Annotated in this window: 10 protein-coding genes and 2 pseudogenes; 4 read left to right on the top strand and 8 right to left on the bottom strand. The window is 47.3% G+C overall.

All coding sequences use genetic code 11. From position 1 onward, the window contains the following. The 6 genes and pseudogenes from DW033_RS14955 to DW033_RS14930 form a co-directional block, all read right to left on the bottom strand. Positions 1-2,076, bottom strand: a complete 2,076-nt coding sequence (locus DW033_RS14955) for a GDSL-type esterase/lipase family protein (protein WP_122380686.1) — start codon at positions 2,074-2,076, stop codon at positions 1-3. A 21-nt stretch (positions 2,077-2,097) separates the two neighbouring features. Next, positions 2,098-4,116, bottom strand: coding sequence for a family 20 glycosylhydrolase (locus tag DW033_RS14950; RefSeq protein ID WP_122382879.1), 2,019 nt, complete (start codon positions 4,114-4,116; stop codon positions 2,098-2,100). A gap of 11 nt (positions 4,117-4,127) precedes the next feature. After that, the gene (locus DW033_RS14945) at positions 4,128-5,750 is read right to left on the bottom strand and encodes a sialidase family protein (RefSeq protein ID WP_122382878.1); all 1,623 of its coding nucleotides are present in this window, start codon (positions 5,748-5,750) and stop codon (positions 4,128-4,130) included. A 137-nt stretch (positions 5,751-5,887) separates the two neighbouring features. Beyond that, positions 5,888-7,453 carry a SusD family outer membrane lipoprotein NanU gene (nanU, locus tag DW033_RS14940; protein WP_009016507.1) on the bottom strand — a complete coding sequence of 522 codons (1,566 nt, stop codon included), beginning with the start codon at positions 7,451-7,453 and terminating at the stop codon, positions 5,888-5,890. Between the two features lie 25 nt (positions 7,454-7,478). Then, positions 7,479-10,754 carry a TonB-dependent receptor gene (locus tag DW033_RS14935; RefSeq protein ID WP_122382877.1) on the bottom strand — a complete coding sequence of 1,092 codons (3,276 nt, stop codon included), beginning with the start codon at positions 10,752-10,754 and terminating at the stop codon, positions 7,479-7,481. Between the two features lie 47 nt (positions 10,755-10,801). Continuing rightward, positions 10,802-11,920: pseudogene (locus DW033_RS14930) on the bottom strand (MFS transporter); the annotation flags it as partial. Positions 11,921-12,053: 133 nt separating this feature from the next. Here DW033_RS14930 and DW033_RS14925 point away from each other — a divergent pair. The 4 genes and pseudogenes from DW033_RS14925 to DW033_RS14910 form a co-directional block, all read left to right on the top strand. After that, on the top strand, positions 12,054-13,262 hold the full coding sequence (locus tag DW033_RS14925; protein ID WP_005863842.1) for an ROK family transcriptional regulator: 1,209 nt from the start codon (positions 12,054-12,056) through the stop codon (positions 13,260-13,262). Between the two features lie 141 nt (positions 13,263-13,403). Beyond that, positions 13,404-14,321, top strand: a complete 918-nt coding sequence (locus DW033_RS14920; protein ID WP_008773239.1) for a dihydrodipicolinate synthase family protein — start codon at positions 13,404-13,406, stop codon at positions 14,319-14,321. Between the two features lie 3 nt (positions 14,322-14,324). After that, entirely contained in the window at positions 14,325-15,527 is a 1,203-nt protein-coding gene (locus tag DW033_RS14915) for an AGE family epimerase/isomerase (protein WP_122144419.1), read from the top strand. 103 nt (positions 15,528-15,630) lie between these two features. Then, a pseudogene (locus tag DW033_RS14910) lies at positions 15,631-15,774 on the top strand (MFS transporter); the annotation flags it as partial. Between the two features lie 55 nt (positions 15,775-15,829). Here DW033_RS14910 and DW033_RS14905 read toward each other — a convergent pair. Next, on the bottom strand, positions 15,830-17,125 hold the full coding sequence (locus DW033_RS14905) for an HlyD family secretion protein (RefSeq protein ID WP_122382876.1): 1,296 nt from the start codon (positions 17,123-17,125) through the stop codon (positions 15,830-15,832). A 21-nt stretch (positions 17,126-17,146) separates the two neighbouring features. After that, on the bottom strand, positions 17,147-18,541 hold a 1,395-nt coding region (locus DW033_RS14900), incomplete at its 5' end, for a peptidase domain-containing ABC transporter (protein WP_233554213.1).

Below are 18,541 nucleotides of genomic sequence, written 5' to 3'. Positions count from 1 at the left end.
TTATTCTTTTATAGCCCGGAATGTAGAGGCCGGCATGCCCGCCTCGTTTACAAGATTCGCTCTCGTGAAGGGTTGCCAGCCGTAGCGTACCAGCTTCGGGTGAGTCACTTGATCGTTCCACACCTTTACTTTCCCGTTCTCTACCACGGCTTGCGCCGGATAGTAAAGTCCTTCCTGCTCGGCGATCTCGAATGTACGGATGGGGTCCCCATCGGAAGTTCTCAAGCCCTTTGCGTAATCGAAAGTGATATAGGCGGCGTTATCGGTAAACGTTGCGTTGCGGAACAAAGGGCCGGATGGGATTACGTTATGTCCGTAGGTCTTGTTCAAGGCCCAATGTGCCAGTCGTTCGCCAATCTCTTTTTTTCGGGTAGGGTGAACGTTTAAAGAATCCCCGCGATCGCTACTAACGGCCATACCCGTATTCGATACGGTTTGCGCCAGGCGGCGTTGGCTGTCCCTGAACCAAGTCCAACTCGGGCGGTCTATGCTGGATAGTTGGACATAGTAGAAAGGCAGGTCTGCGTTCCAATTCTGGCGCCAGCTGTTCACCAATAACGGGAATAATCGTTCGTGTACTTCCATATTATGGGCGTTCGATTCTCCTTGGTACCAAATAATCCCTTTGATGGGATATCGATGAAGGGGTTGGATACCCGCCTCGAACAGATAACAAGGCTCATACGGATGGCGTTGGAGCGGGTTGGACGCTTGCTTGATGTTTAAGGCCGCCCGTTCACGTACCCAATCTTGGATAAAGTCGTTCTTCGTCCAATCCTGTAAGATATCCGGAAACTCGAATTCCAGTGTTTTCCGGTCGATCCATGCCTCCGTAGGCGAGCCGCCAACAGCGTTCAATATCAATCCGATGGGTACTTGTAAGCTATCGGCCAGCATACGCCCGAAGGCAAATCCTATGGCCGAGAAGCGTGCGGTATTCCGCGTGTCGCATACTTCCCATTGGGCGTCGTGGTAATATTGCAGGCGGTTCAATGAATCCAGTACGGAAGCGTCCCATTCCACGGCGTAGGTCTCCCAGCGGGGCTTTAGGTCGAATAAACGGATTTGCGAGTGTTGTTTCGCGTAATCCAATTGTTGCTGTTGTTCTTCCTTTACGCTCTCGTTTACCCGAAACGCCATGTTGGATTGTCCGGAGCATAGCCAGACTTCCCCGGCTACTACATCCCGATAGTTCAGCGTGCGGCTGGGGGTAGAAACCGTTAAGGTATAGGATTTCCCGCTTACCCGCAAGGGATCGAGCGTGACAGTCCATTTCCCGTTCGTACCGGCTACGGTCTCCTTCCTTTGTCCGGCGAGGGTAACGGTTACTTTCTCCCCTTGGTTGGCGATACCAGATATAGGAAGCGGTTGATCCCGTTGCAAGACCATCCGGTCCGAATAGATGGCAGGAAGCTGTAATCCTCCGTAATCGCCGGTTAGCGCACCATAAACGGTGCGGGCCAAGATACCGGCACCTTCAGCGTTGGGATGCAATGCGTCGGGCAATAGATCCGGACGGTCATATAATCCTTCCTGCAAATCGACCAAGGTCGCGCCGGCTATCCGGGCGATTTCTTCGATAAGCGCTTGCTCCATCCAGTACCAGTCTCTTGTACCGGATTTAAAACGAGGATGGCGGTGAGATATCGGAGTCATACGGCAAACCCATACCTTGCATTTCGGATTGGCTTTCCGGAAGGATTCGATCAAGGAAAGATAATCCCGAACGAAGTCGTCCCGGTAATTCGGCCATGCCCGAGGGTCCGTATCGTTCAATCCCAGATGGATGATCACGTAATCTCCGGCAAACCTCAGTGCCTTTTGATACGCCTCTTGTTGGGTATAAGGACGATATCCCTTGTTTAATAAAGTAGCCCCGCTATGCCCGAAGTTCTCCACTTCGTAGGCATCTCCAAGCATCTGTTGCAATTGGGCCGGGTAGCAGTTTGTTTCCCGGTTCTCGATTCCGTAGCCGTAGGTCACGCTATTACCTACGCAAGCCACCTTGATCTTTTGCGCTTGGCTCATAAATGCGAAAGCGAGGAAGATGGATAAGATTCCTATTATTTTTCTCATTTCATTCAACCGAATTAGACGTTATTTAAGTTGTTTATCCGGAGAGTAAACCAGTCCTTCCACCGCTTTCTCTCCATCGGGTGTGACGCAAACGAACGTAAACATCCATTTCACCAGACGGACCTCGGGGGTATTGAACGTACCGACCGGAAGCTTCATGAACACCTTGTTCCAGCCTTTTCCCAGATGGACCGGGGTTGGTTTACGGCTTACGCAGTTCTCGTTCCCCAGTGGGATCTCATTGGACTTCTCCCGGTGGGTAGCGGTCCATACGGGGGGCGTTATCTCTTGATCATTTACCCAGATACGGCTTTCTTTATAATCCCATTTCCCTTGTGAGGGAGGAAGATCCATCTCCGAGCGCCCGTAATTCTGGAATTCGATCCACGCCCCTACGTCTTGCGTCTTGGGCGAATAGATCCAAGTCCATGCGTAAGCGGTATGATTCGGCTGCGGGTCCTTATAGACACCGGGAACCAGCGGTCCCCAGACATGGCGCAGGTAGATTCCGGCACCGATGGCGTCGTGCGTACCGTAATTTTTCCCTTCATAGGTATATTGCGCTTGAAGCGACTTTTCCGGAGGGAAAGAACGGGTCAGTTCCCCATCATTCGGGAAAGGGTCGGTGATACGCCATCTCACGTTGGTTTGCTTGACGTAGGCGAACGGGTATCCTTGGAAATGATGTTCTTTATGCCATAACATCCGCCGCTCAAAATCGACAAATGTCTTATGCTCCTCGTTATCGGGATCGATAGGCAGCATCGTTCCGTTCTTATCGAAATATTGATAGCCGCCGCCCAACCAAGAACGTTCGGCGATCGCTAATAGATTCGGATACAAATTATTCTCCCGGATCAATTTGTCCTCCGGCTGTACGACCCGGTCGTGCCATACGGCAAGGATCGTACCCGCCAAATCATGGCTTCCTTGCGGTTCATTGTAAATACGGCTGGTGTATAAGCCGATCAAGTCGGCGAACGTATCAAAATGGTTGATATAATGGAAACGGGAGTCGATCGCAGGAATGCCCGGTCGCGCTTTTCCCCGGTAACTCCACATTTGCTCCATGTCGATCTCACCCGGTTTGTACTTCCATCCCGGGTTCCAAGAGATCACTTGTTTCCCTTTCGCACGGATATAAGCGACCATCTCGGGTACGAACTTTGGATTGGTAAACTTTACCTCGTCCGTACCGATATGTAAGTAAGGAACCTCCTCGAATACCTCGCAAACCTCGTCCATCAATAGTTTTAAGATCGCCATACCCTCCTTGCTCTGCATATCATGACGGAACGCCCGGATGAAAGCGTCGCTATGCCCCGGCATATCGATCTCCGGGATCAATAGTACGTTATGCTCTTTGCAAAAGCGAACCAGCTCCTTTGCGTCCTCGATCGTGTAATATTTTCCGGGCATACGGCTCATATTGCAGCTGTCGTTCAGCATCGGAAAGATCTTGCTCTCCAGACGCCAAGCTTGGTTCTCCGTGAGATGCCAATGAAATACGTTCATCTTGTAGCGGGAAAGTACCTCGATCTCCCGTTTCAGTTCTTCCATGGAGATATAGCTCCGCCCTACGTCTTGCATGAATCCTCGTATGCGGAAAGCAGGCCAGTCGGTGATCTCGCAGCCTTGGATGGAATATCGCTTCCCTTGCCGCTCGGTCAGTTGGCGCAAGGTTTGTATCGCCCAATAAGCTCCTTGCTCGGATACCGCCCGGATGGTTATCCCCCGGGAAGAGACGCTTAGTTGATAAGCCTCCTCGGAGTTGAGGGGGATTCCGTCCAATTTGTCAACCAAGGAAACCTCTATCTTGTATCGGCTGTCCGGTTGGACGCTTACCGGCAGCTCCTCCAAGAATTCCATTAGGATGGAACGGAGTTTCCCTTCGGAAGAAACTGCGATTTGCTTCGGGTGGAACGAAGCGTTTGTCCGGACGTATTTTTGAGGCAAGGGCAATAAAACAGGATTCCGGGCCTGTACAGACCCGGAAATGCCTATATATACAATAAGAATAAGATTCAGTATTGATCTCATAGATTGTTTCTCTAAGGAATAAGATCTGTTAGCTTAACGGCTTGGAAGGTCATATGCGCCACGCTTGACTCGTAAAAGATTCCAACCGTTTCCTTATCGATCATGGAGAGACAGGAATATCCCCAGCCCTCGGCCTCGTCTAATAAGACTTGATGTTCCGTAGGCCAAGTAAGTCCGCCGTCCAGACTCGCCTTGATCGTGATATGATTACGCCCTTTTGTCGTGTTCGGGTTGGAGAAGAGTAGAAGGTCCTTGCCGGTGATGTTATCCTTGGCGTTTACCTTGATCAAGCTGGCCATACAAACGGATTCCTGTAAGGCGCTACGGCTGGAAGGATGCTCCGTCCATGTCTTGCCTAAATCCTTTGTAGTGGCTACGGCACGGCTACCTCCTCGGTTATCGCGCATATTTAGCATCAATACGCCCGGTTCTACCTCGGCAACTTGCGCCTCCGTGGTATTCGTGCGGGCTAAGTTATGCAGGTGCCATGTTTTCCCGCGGTCTTTGCTATACATAATGCCGGCGTTGGGCACACGGGTAGCGTCGATAAACTGGATCGGGAAGACCAAGGTACCGTCTTGCATCGTGATGCCTCGTCCCGGGCCTTGCAATAGGAAATACCAAGACGGGTCTTTTACTTGAGACGTGATGTTGATCGGTTCGCTCCACGTCTTACCATCGTCCTCACTTTTCACGAGCATAAGTTGGGCGGTCTCGTCCGGTGTCATTCCCGGCATGGAGTTCCACCAAGCCCGTTCGTTACCCATACCATGCGTCCATGCGGCTACTACCCAGATCGTATTGGTCTTTTCGTCTACCAAGATCGATGGGTCTCCCACGCCGTTTTGTCCGTGGGGCAGGCCATCCGTTTGTTTGAAAGTCATGGCTACTCGCATCGGTTCCCAAGTTTGTCCCTTATCGGTACTGCGGCTTACTCCGATATCGATTTTCTCTTGCAGGTCCACGCTGCTATTATAGCGAATATCGTAGACTCCGAGTAATGTTCCGTTATTCGTCGTCACTAATCCCGGGATGCGGAAGGCCGCCGATCCGTCATCCCCGGCTTGGCGTACGCCGATACCTACATGGCGTTCGTCCACCTTTCCTTTCCAAGTGATGTCGATCGGTTTGTTGTTGATCTGGGCGTTAGGTATCGTAGTCGCTACTTTTGCCAATAAGGAAGTCTCTGGCTTCATCTGGATACTTACCCAGAAATAATTGATGCCTTTAAGCATCGGTTGCTTAGAGGTTAGTTTTACCGTGCGCGACAAGGGGGCGGTAACCTCATCTTGCCGTACGGAATAAGATTCAAGAGCCTTACGGGTATTTCCCGGTATATGGCTGGATATGTACGTAACGGGACTGAAATGCTCCCCTTTGCGGGAAGGAGCTTCCACTCCGCTATAAAATAGACGTATCGCTTGGATGTCCGACAGGTTGACATTGTCTCCGATCTGTATCGTGATCTCGTTTAATACATCCCCTTTTTGGGCCGGTATCCGCATCTCGTAAAGTACATTGTCGATCCGGTCTATCAAGATGGGGATTTGTTGCTCTCGCACATAAAGACTGTCTGCCGCAAAAGCCGTTTGTACGATGAAAAGAAGGCAGAAATACAGGAAAGTTTTTTTCATGATGTTTTTTGTTTGTAGGTTGAAATTAATAGATATGTGAATTCCAAAGGTAGCGATATTCATTCATATGAACAAAGCCCCTTTGGAATTCGTGCCAAAAACCTAGTTATATCCAATCGCCTTAAACCTATGTACGATTAGTATCCGGGAGTCTGTTTCAATGCGGGATTGTTTGTTAATGCACCCTCGTTGATCGGCCATAAAAGACGAGACTCTTGTGCGGTCGTGTATTTCAAGACATATTGATTACCGAAACGTCTCAAGTCATACCAACGCTTGCCCTCGAAGAAGAACTCGCGCAGCCGTTCTTTCAATATAGCTTCCATCACGTTCTCATCGCCCCCCTCAAATGGGTTATCGTTATAGAAACTTCCCTTGTCATTCGGATAAGCGACCTCGTTTTTATGTGCGTTGAAATATTCAGAACCGTAAGCACGCTCGCGTACGGCATTGATCTCCGTGGAAGGATCTTCTCCTAAGAGAGCTTTAGCCTCGGCTAGTAGTAACAGGGCATCGGCATAACGGTAAATAGGATAATCATCCAGCCAGTTACGTTCGTTGCTACCCTCCAATGTTGTTCCTTGGAATTTGTATGCGAATGGAGCGATGTACTTTATGCTTCCGTCTTCCTGTTTTTGATAAACAGCTTTCAAGGTTCCTGTCAGACGGGAATCATTTTCGCGGAAAGTTTTCCAGTAATGATCTTTCTTAACTTGGTAACGCATTAAACCGTGGAAATTATAACCCGGAATTTCCATGAATGGGGTTCCTGATTCATCGCAATAGTTTGCCATGTATTCACGTTGCGGAACCATGTTGTTTCGCCAATTATAATCTTTCCACATGGTGAATTCATCTTTGATACTCTTGAAAGCGAAGATGATCTCGCTATTCTCCTTATTCCCATAGGCGAATACATCAGTAAACTTATCCTGTAGCTTTAGGTTGCCGTTTTGTTGAAGATCTTGCAAAGCAGCCTTGGCGGTAGAATAATCTCCTGTACCTCCACCCATTTGGCGACCACTCCATAAATAAACTTCACCTTTTAGTATCAATGTGGCTGATTTAGACCAGTAGCCTTTTCCATATTTGTAAGAATAATCACTACCGAAAGCATTGACGGAAGCGTCAATGTCTTTCTTGATCTGGTCCATGACCTCACTTGCTGGAGACGCCGCTTTTTCCAAATGAGAGATATCCAGTTCGTTACCTAGAGTAGGTTCGGTTACCAAAATTACATCTCCCCATGAACGTAATAGATGGAAATAAATATACGCACGCATACCATATGCTTCACCTAAGAAGTAGTTCTTCTCATTTTCATCTAATAAGGTAGTCTCGTTGGTCTTACGGATCATGAGGTTTAATTGGTTGATTGTCTCATAGAAATCTCCAAAATTGCTGATGCCCGTAAATTCAGCGTTGATCGTATTATACGGATATCGTTCTACGCCTTGAGTGGCTTCACCTCCGAAAGGCTGGTCGCCATAAATATCGGCACGTGGTTCACCCAGTACGAATATATTATAGCTACGTAAGCGAAGCAAGGAATGCAGACCTGTATTGAATGCCTTGAATTGGTCCGATGATTTCCAATAGTTAGCATCGGAAATACTGCTGACTGGCTCCATGTCCAACGAGGTGCATCGATTGAATGTCAACAAGGACACAGCCGCCATAAAGGTTATAAATATCTTTTTCATATGATGTTTAATTTTTATGCGTTAATTAGAAAGTTACAGATACACCCATAAGGACAGTCTTAGGAGTCGGATATCTACCATTGTCGATGCCTTGACCATAATAGGTATCTACGGCTGGTTCTGGTGATACTCCGGAATAACCGGTAAAGTAGCACAGATTTTGTCCGGTGACATAAACAGAGGCGTTTGACATAAACGCTTTATTGATCCATCTTTTCGGTAAGTTCCATGTCAATGTGATCTCGCGAAGTGCCAAGTAATCACCCTTTTCATAGAATCGTGAGCTGTTGTTATCTACAGCCGTAAGTCCGTTGTTGGAGCGGGTGATATTCTTTTTGCTCAATTGATCCGCATAGTAGAATTTCGGGATATCCGTATTCGTGTTCTCTTCAGACCAGCTTTGTTTAACCATGTCGATGATGTTAAATGAACCTTGGTATTGTCCGATAGAGCGTGCGGCCAAGTCGTTATACAATGTATGGCCTAATGCGTAGTCGAAACGGGCGTATAAAGAGAAATCCTTGTAAGAAACGGTGGTAGAGAAACCTCCTGTTACGTTCGGGAAGATATTGCCTACCTTCACACGGTCTAGATTGTTGATGACACCGTCACCGTTCAAATCGGCCCAACATACGTCACCCGGCTCGATTTGTTGTTTACCGGTTTTGTCTTTCAGGGCTTCCCATGCCGCTGGACCATATAATTCACCAATGGCGTCATAACGATTATTTGCGTCTGCTTTTACGTCATCCCAATCTTTGAAAATGTGATCTTGCTTGAATGCGAACAAGTCACCCAGCTTTCCTCCTTCTTGTTTTCCGCCAACCCAAACGACTTCGCCTTTTTTCGGATCCCATACTTGGTATCCACCTTGGCGGTTGTTCTCGTTTCCGTTTGCCGGAAGCTTGATGATCTTGTTGGCTACCGTAGATAAGTTAGCTGTTACGTCCCAACTGAAACCTCCTACATTATTTAAGATGTTAGCTTTTACCTCCATCTCAAAACCTTGGTTACGCAGTGTTCCTAAGTTGGTTTTGATACTTTTGAATCCCGTGTAATTAGGCAAATCCAGATCAGTCAACAAATCGGAAGTCGTACGGTTATAATAGTCTAAGATAAAGCTTAAGCGGTTATTGAAGAAACCTATATCCAGACCTACTTCGAAAGACTTACTTTGCTCCCAACGTAAACCGCTATTAACCAATTGGTCATTGTAAAAACCAACGGAATTATTGTAGTTTGTTATGATATTTCCGTCTTTGTCTTTTTGTCCGTAACTACCGTATACGTCATAATAGCCTAATCCGTTTACATTACCGTTTACACCATAGCTGACACGTGGTTTCAGGTTCGAGATAATATCCGCTAATTTGGAGTCCTTGAAGAAATCTTCCTCCATGATGTTCCAACCTGCGGAGACACCCGGGAAGAACCCCCAACGGTGGTCGCTCAGTTTGGAGATACCATCATAACGAGCTACAACAGACAACAGATATTTGAGGTTGTAGTTATAGTTTACACGAGCGAAGCCGGAAAGGATACGATAGCCTTGTTTGTAACTGTATGAATACGTACGGTTACTTCCTGCGTTCAAGGTTGGGATATCATCCGAAGGTGAATTTTGAGTCTTGGCGTTTAACGTATATTGATGCCAATTGAAATACTCACCGCCGACCATGGCTTCCAAATTGTGCTTGTCCTTGAAACTATCAGAATATGTCAAGGTCACACTATGTTGCTGTTGATTTTCCTTTACATATTTCGCTTCAGCCTGGCGCGTTAGGTTCGGTGTGCTAGAGTTCTGTTGTTGATAGGCTTTATCAAATTTATCCGTTTGATTATCTACGTGATACAAAGCGCTATTAGCCTTTAATACTAATTTCTCGGGAATGATTTGCAAATCGAAACCTATGTTGTATGTTGAACGACGGATTCCATTTGTATTCGTTAGCTTGTCCTTGTAGTAAAGAGGATTACCATCACCGGTACCGAAACCGGAAGCGGGAGATCCATCTTCCATATAGGGGTTCCAAGTTGGGCGTTGGCTCATCGTACGATAGAAGAACTCGTATTGACCGATCCATAATCCCGGCGTACGAGACCAAGTGTAAGTCGCCCCGCCGTTTACAGTTAAGATCGGGAATATTTTATAGGAACCGTTTAACGTTCCGGAGAAGCGTTCGTAACTAGTACCTTTGATCAAACCATCTTCTTTGTAATAACCTAAACTAGCAGCGAAAGTACCCTTATCGTTACCGCCTGTAATGTTCAAATAATGATCTTGCGTGAATGAGGGGTCTTTGAAAGCTGCATCTTTCAATTGGCCTGAATAATCCTTAAATAAAAGTTGCTTTGTAGGATCATTGGGATCTGTCATTTGTTGCCAACCTTCGTTTAACAGACCTTTCGTCGTGTCATCTAGATAGCGAATGTCGAATAAATCGTTACCAACTCCATAGCCCATTTGGTTATCGATACCCGAACGTCCGGTTCGCTTGTATCCTAAGCGATTATAATAGATATAGTCCTCTGCGTTCAAGTAATCATATCCTGTACGGGCGAAGTTTGCTCCTCCTTTAAATTTATAGGAAACGGAAGCTACGCCTTCTTTTCCCCGTTTGGTCGTGACAAGGATTACACCGCCATTCGCACGTGCTCCATAAATGGCCGTTGAGGCAGCATCTTTTAATACTTGGATGGACTCGATATCTGAAGGGTTGATATCTGCCAAAGAGTTACGAACGATACCGTCTACCACTACCAAAGCTCCATTGTCTTTTCCGGTCATGGTAGCTCCACCACGAAGTACGATATTGGGGTCTTTACCCGGCTGGCCACTTATGTTTACTACGCGTAAACCGGAAACCGTACCTTGTAAAGATTGTCCGGCATTGGCCATAGCTGCATTTTCCAGTACGGCGTTATCCAATTTAGAGATAGAGGTTGTCAAGGTCGCTCTCTTTTGTGAGCCACCGTAACCGGTTACCACTACTTCGTCTAGCTGTTCGGCGTTTTCTTGTAGGATCACGTCTACTTTGGCTTTCCCGGCTACTGGAATTTCTTGTGTCTTGTACCCAATGAAAGAAAATACTAATGTGGCGTTTTTGTTGGATACGGTGAGAGTGTAATTACCGTCGAAATCGGTAATCGTTCCATTTGTCGTGCCTTTTTCAACGATAGACGCACCGGGGACACCCATTTTATAGGTATCCAGCACTGTTCCGGAGACTGTCTGCTCTTGTCCGTACATAAATGCCGGAAGTAGGAGCGCAAGCATTAAGAGCAGTAGATTCTTCTTCATAATGAATTACTTTTTTGTTGTTTATTTAGTTTATTGGATGAGATTAATTAGCATTCGTCGGTCATATTAGCGACTTTCGGACGTAAGAAGATCACTTGGATTAAAAGTGCGATGAGTACCAATCCGGCTAGCATGGCGAAGTCATGGCCAAGGTTACCAGCATCGGTAGATTTTCCTAGTATATCCGTGATGGCGGCTCCGGCGAATACACCGGTCATATTCATAATTCCATAGGCTGTAGCCCGATAACGGGGGGAGATGAATTGGCAAAGGATAGGCATATTATTGGCGTCGAATATACCATAACCGATACCGAAGCAAAGACCACCGCCGATAATCATCGGGAAGTTGTGCCCAAATCCTAGTAATAGGAGAGAGGGTATCGTTAATGCCAAACCAATGGCGCCTGTGTATACACGTCCCCGGACATTCCGCTGGATCCATTTATCGGATAAAATACCTCCGGCGATTACCCCTATAAAGGAAGAGATAGCGATCGTGAATGTAGATAACGGACCGGCCTCGGACATATCCAACGAGAGATTTTCAGCGAATAGGGTAGGGAGCCAGTTCTTTGTCGCCCAACCCGGTAAGCTCGGCGTGGCGAAATAAAGAAGAATGATCCAAAAAGCGATGTTCGTGAATAACATCCCTAATCCTTTAAACGCACCGGAAATCGGATTCTCTTTCGGATAATTTTCCAGTTTTACGGCTTGTTCGACATGATCTTTCTTATCGTGTAAGAAGATGATCAAGACCACGCTATAAGCGATGCCGATGATACCAAACCAATGGAAAGTCGTTTCCCACGTATAAGCGCTGGCCACCGTAGCTCCGAATCCTCCCAAGGCTTGGCCTACGTATAGACCTGTCATATGGATACCTACGGCTAATGACCGTGTTTTCTCTTGGTGATAATCTGTGATAAGCGATAATCCGGCAGGAATATACAGGGCCTCACTGACCCCCATCAAGGCACGTAGGTAATAGATCTGATTGAAATCCGTGCAATACCCCATCATCAAAGTCACGAAGGACCAGACAAATAAGCTACCCACGATTAGCCACTTCCTGTTTACCCTGTCTGCCACCATACCGGCTACAGGGCTCATGAATCCGTATATCCAGAGGAAGACTGCCATCAAACGTCCGAAGTTCGCCGCAGACTATGGTATTCAACTTCTATTACAAATTCTTACAATTAAGATAGCTCCTTATGAAAAAATTTTATTTTATTACGCTTAGTTTTTGAAAAAACTTATTGTACCTTTGCCCTAATCACTCAATAAAGGTATAACCATGACAACTAAGTTCTTGCTCTCGTCCGATGACAATACTCGTAGTGGCCTTCTGAAAAAGAAGATCATACATTATTATATGGCCAATGGAGACGCTACTATAGCGGAGGTATGTAAAGAAATGAATCTCAGTATCCCCACCGTCACCAAGCTAATTAGCGAATTACAAGAGGACGGTTATATACTCGACTTTGGAAAACAAGAGACTAGCGGAGGGCGTAAACCTAGTATTTACGGGCTCAATCCCGTATCCGGCTATTTTGTGGGCGTAGATATACTGAAAGATCAACTGAATCTAGCCATATTAGATTTTAAAGGAGATAAGATCCGCATTGAGCAGAATATCCCTTATACACTCGAAAACACACCAGCCGCTTTAGACCATCTTTGCGAATGTATCAATGAATTTATAAACTCGTTGCCGATCCCAAGGGAAAAGATATTAAGCATTGGCATTAATATATCCGGACGGGTAAATCCTTTCGCCGGATATAGCTATAGCATTTTTTACTTTGAGGAGAAGCCCTTGTCTCAAATCCTTGAGGAAAAACTACATATAAAGATCTATATAGAGAATGACACCCGTTCCATGGCTTACGGCGAATATCTTCAAGGAGTCGTAAAAGGAGAAAAAAATATCCTATTCATCAATATATCTTGGGGATTAGGTATCGGTATCATCATAGACGGCAAGGTTTATTTCGGGAAATCAGGCTTCTCCGGAGAATTTGGGCACTTCAGCTTCTTCGAGAATGAGATTCTTTGCCATTGCGGTAAAAAAGGATGCCTCGAGACTGGAGCTTCCGGTTCTGCCCTATACCGTACCCTCCTTGAGCGGTATAAAGAGGGTAGCAACACCATATTGGCCAGTAAAATCGATGCCGGGGAATACATCGGGCTCTCTGACTTGATCGACGCTATTCAGAAAGAGGATATGCTATCTATTGAGATACTGGAGGAGATCGGTTTTAATCTAGGTAAAGGAATAGCCGGATTGATGAACATTTTCAATCCGGAACTGGTCGTACTGGGCGGCCCCTTGTCGCAGACGGGAGAATATTTAAGCCTACCTATTAAAAGTGCCGTCAGGAAGTACTCTTTGAACTTGGTAACCCGTGATACTCAGATCAAAGTATCCAAATTAGGTGAAAGAGCGGGTATATTAGGAGCCTGCCTGCTATCTCGATCTAAAATTCTAGGTATGATTTAATATGTATTTCAAAGGAATTAAATAAAAAATAAATAATTATTTCATTTTCTCGATAAAACACTACTGTATTATTAAATTATTTTATTTATATTTGCATCATAATTAAAATTAGAGGTTAAAACTCATAAAAATAACGCAGGTATGGATAAAATTAAAGGACTGATCGATGCTCCCTTCACTCCGTTCCATGAGAACGGGGAAGTTAATTACGAGCCAATTGAAGCTTATGCGAAACTTCTTGTGAAAAACGGACTGAAAGGCGTGTTCATCAATGGTTCTTCCGGAGAAGGTTATATGCTGACAGAGGAAGAACGCATGAAATTGGCCGAGAAATGGATGGAAGCAGCTCCGGAAGGCTTTAAGGTAATTGTGCACGTAGGTAGCACATGCGTTAAGTCTAGTCGTAATTTGGCGGAACATGCTCAAAAGATCGGCGCTTGGGGTATTGGCGCTATGGCTACTCCTTTCCCTCGTATCGGTCGAATTGAGGAATTGGTAAAGTACTGCGAGGAGATCGCTTGCGGCGCTCCTGCCTTACCGTTTTACTACTATCATATCCCTGCGTTTAACAACGCTTTCCTCCCTATGCTGGATTTCTTAAAAGCAGTAGACGGGCGTATCCCTAATTTCGCCGGTATCAAATATACATACGAGAGCTTATACGAATACAATCAATGTCGTTTATACAAGGATGGTAAATTCGACATGTTGCACGGACAGGATGAAACGATTCTTCCTTGCCTTGCGATGGGTGGAGCGCAAGGAGGTATCGGTGGTACCACAAACTATAACGGAAAAGAATTAACCGGTATCCTAGAGGCTTGGGCAGCCGGTGACTTAGAGACAGCTCGCGAGAGACAAAACTTCTCTCAAGAGGTTATTAACGTTATCTGCAATTACCGTGGTAATATCGTCGGAGGAAAACGCATCATGAAATTGATCGGATTAGATCTCGGCAAGAACCGTACCCCGTTCCGGAATATGACGGACGAAGAAGAGGCCGCAATGAAAGCGGAATTAGAAGCTATCAATTTCTTTGAAAGATGTAATAAATTCTAAGGTATGGCAGCGTTTGACAATTTATCTAATCCATCGGAATATCTAGCTTATTGGGGCAAGACCTATCGGAATGAGCTTCTTTCCAATATTCTTCCTTTTTGGATGAAATACGGACTGGACAAAGAGAACGGCGGTTACTTTACTTGCATAGACCGGGATGGTACTCTGATGGACTCCACTAAATCCGTTTGGTTCCAAGGACGATTCGCCTTTATCTTGGCATATGCCTATAATCACATTGAGAAGAACGAAGAATGGCTGAGAGCCTGTAAAAACGGTATCGATTTCATCGAGAAACATTGTTTTGATACGGACGGACGTATGTTCTTCGAGGTGACAGCGGCAGGCATCCCTGTACGTAAACGCCGTTACGTATTCTCCGAGACTTTCGCAGCGATCGCCATGGCCCACTATGCATTGGCATCAGGCGACAAAGGCTATGCCGAGAAGGCCGTGAACTTATTCAAGCAAGTATTGCACTATAAGAATACCCCGGGATTATTGGAGCCTAAATTTCGTGAAGGTCTCGTGGCGAAAGGCCACTCTTTCTGCATGATACTGATCGATACGGCGGCACGCATCCGTGAGGCCATAAACGATCCCATACTTACACAACAAATCGATGATTCCATAGCCGAGTTACGCCGTGATTTCATGCATCCCGAATTCAAGGCTATCTTGGAGACAGTAGGACCCAACGGTGAGTTTATCGACTCTATCGCCGGGCGTACCATCAATCCCGGCCACTCCATCGAGACCGCATGGTTTATCTTGGAAGAGGCCAAATACCGAGGATGGGACCCCCAACTGAAAGAGATGGGTTTACAAATCCTCAACTGGTCTTGGGACTGGGGCTGGGATAAGACGTACGGCGGAATCAACTATTTCAAGGATTGCAAAAACTTCCCTCCCCAAGAGTATTGGCACGACATGAAGTTTTGGTGGCCACAATGCGAGGCGGTTATCGCTACGCTTTACGCCTACCAAGCGACTGGCGACGCCAAATATCTCGAAATGCACAAACTAATAAACGATTACACATTTAATCATCTCCCCGACAAAGAATATGGGGAATGGTATGGCTACCTACACTTCGATGGTAGTGTCTCTCAATCTGCCAAAGGCAATCTATTCAAAGGTCCGTTCCACATTCCTAGAATGCTTCTCAAATGTAGTTTACTCTGCGACGAAATTCTTTCTAAATAACTTTATCTAAAATACTGAAAATTGGTCAATTGACATCAGGGGTCACAACCGTGGCTCCTGATGTTTCTAAGGCTTTGTTTTCCTTTTTATTTTCCTCAATCAAATGAAAAATAAGAAATTATATCCTTGGATCGTAGTCGGTTTACTATGGGTTGTCGCCTTACTGAACTATATGGATCGCCAGATGCTATCAACCATGAAATCAGCTATGATGGTGGATATCGTGGAACTAGAGTCTGCGGCGGACTCTGTCACTCGTGACATCTGTGATAAACGCATAGGAAAGAAAGGATAATATTACACTAAAATCCTTCTTTCACGATCCGTTTGATCGGGAGGAAGAATCGTTCGATCAGGCGTAATTCTTCCGTTACGATCTCCGCGGAGGCTTGCGTCTCGGGCGAGACGGGCAGGTCGATACCGTAATTGGTTCTCAGGCCCTCTGGAAAATCGATATCCGCCGTATAGTACTCGTCGGTGGGGACCAATGAGATATTCGATACCACGCCGTTTACCACGCCAAACTCCTGATCGGGGAAATTGGAGAAACGGACGATCGCCCGCTGGCCTCTCCGGACTTTTCCCGAGCGTGCTATCGGTATGCGCACCTTCCCCACCAGCCGGCCCTCGCCTTGCGGCACGACGGTGAAAGCCACCTCTCCGGATGGGATATACTGGTTCTCATTCCAGTACTTGGTGAAAGTCACGACACCCCCTACCGGGGCGATGAGGCAATAACGCAACCTCCACTCGTTCATGCTGTTCAGCAATTGTTCCCGGGCGGTCTGTAATTCCTGCCGTAGCGTAAATTCTTTCTCGCTCCGCTCCAGCGTCAGATCCAGCAAGGATTGCTCTTGCTCCCCGATCTGTATCCGGAGATTCTCGGCCGAGGCTGCCGCCCCTTCCAGCGAATAACGGCTTTGCAGCAAAGAAGCCCGTGCGGTCTCATGCTCGTAGGAGGAAATCACGGACCGGCTATACAATAATGAATCCCGGGCGTATTGCCGCCTTGTCAAGGCGAATTGCTCCGAGAGGGTCTTCCGCTGCCGTTCGGTCTCGTTGTAGTAAGCCTTATACAACGCTATCTGTTTGCGGATGGAGGCCATTTTTTGTGGATAATAATCGATCTCCCTGTAATTGATGCAGGCATGGAGCGCCGAGAGTAGTCCCGAGTAAGCCGCTTGCATATCACCCAGCGATAGCTCCTTGTACTTTGATAATGCCTTGTCCAGGCTATCCACGTCGCTTCCGGATCGTTCCAACGCCTTATCCAGATAGATGGCATCGTCCGTGTCGGCGTGATTCTCTATGACCGCCAGCCAATCCCCCTGCCTTACCGGGCGATTATCCCTGACGAGCAGCTCCTGTATCTTTCCCGCCGCCCGTGTCACTACCGCCGTCGCGGGATGTTGCCCCGTCAATGTCATGTCTGCCGTGATCACGTCAGGATATTTGAAGAAACAGCTTCCCACCAGCAATGTCACGACCACGAGGAATAACAGCGTTATCCCCCACCGTACGATCCAGGCCGGCACTTGCCCCATCACCTCCTGTACCTCCTCGCTCCTCAGTTCTATGTCCTTATTTCTCTTCTCCAACTAATTTTCAACTTTCAATTCTCAATTCCCAAGCTCCAACTGGTTCTTCACCAACTTATAATAAGTCCCCCGCAAGGCCGTGAGTTCCTGATGCGTCCCTTCCTCCACGATGCGTCCCTTGTCCAGCACCACGATCTTGTCCGCGTCACGTACCGTGCTTAGCCGATGGGCCACGACCACCACCGTCCGTCCTTTGTAGAAGGCGTGCAACTGCTCCATGATCTCCCGCTCGTTGTTTGCGTCCAAGGCGTTCGTGGCCTCGTCTAGGAAGATGAAGTCGGGATTCTTGTACACCGCCCGGGCGATCAGGATACGCTGTCTCTGCCCTTGGCTCACTCCGTTTCCCTCCATGCCGATCTTCGTATTATAGCCCAGCGGGAGCGAGTCGATGAAATCCCGGATATTCGCCACCGTCACGGCATGCAGCAGGCGTTCCTTGTCCACCACCTCCTCGCCGGGGGCGATGTTGTTGGCGATCGTATCCGAGAAGATAAAACCATCCTGCATGACCGAACCGGTCTTGCTACGCCATACGTGCGGGTTCAGGTTTCTGAGGGAGGTATCGCCGATCCTCACATCCCCCTTGTTGGGGTTATAAAAACCGAGCAGGAGTTTTACTATAGTCGTTTTTCCGCTTCCGCTGGCCCCCACGATGGCGGTCACCCTGTTATGGGGTATCGTCAGGTTGATATCCTCCAGCACGTAATCCCGGTCCGCGCCGTCATAGCTGAAGCTGAGGTTTTCCAGCCGTAGCGTCCTGTCATCGGGGAGAACATTCAGTCTTATCCCGCCTGCCTGTTCCTCGTCCTCCTTCCCGTGTATCTCGCCGAGCCGCTCCAAACTGATCTTCGCATCCTGCAAGGACCGTGAGAAATCGATCAATTGCTCGATAGGCGAAGAGAGCTGCCCCACGATGTAGGTCACCGACATCATCATACCCAGCGTCATATCCCCTTGCACGACGGCCCGTGCGGCGATGAAGGAGATGAGTATGTTCGTGGTCTGGTTGAAAAAGACCGCCCCGAGTTGCTGATATTGTTGTAACGCCAACCCCTTGATCCCTATCTTGAAAAGTTTTACCTGTATCCGTTCCCATTTCCATCGCATCTTGGTCTCGCAATTATTGAGCTTGATCTCCTGCATTCCGGTGATGAGCTGGAATAGGTTGCTCTGCTCCCCGGCCGCCTGCGAGAAACGCTTTACGTCCAGCTCCCTCCTCCATCTCATGAAGGCGAGTACCCACGCCACGTACAACCCGTTTCCTAGTAGGAACAATCCCAGTATGGTCCAGTCATAGTAGGCCAGTACGAACCCGAACACGATGAAGTTAACGAAAGAGAAGAGCGTATTGATGGATGTCCCCGTCATGAAAGCCTCGATGCGGTCATGGTCTCCGATGCGCTGCATGATATCGCC

The sequence above is a fragment of the Parabacteroides sp. AF39-10AC genome (assembly GCF_003635405.1).
In the GTDB taxonomy this organism is placed as follows: Bacteria; Bacteroidota; Bacteroidia; order Bacteroidales; family Tannerellaceae; genus Parabacteroides; species Parabacteroides distasonis.
The sequence above is the reverse complement of the archived record's forward strand: the minus strand, read 5'-3'. Positions and strand labels throughout refer to the sequence as shown.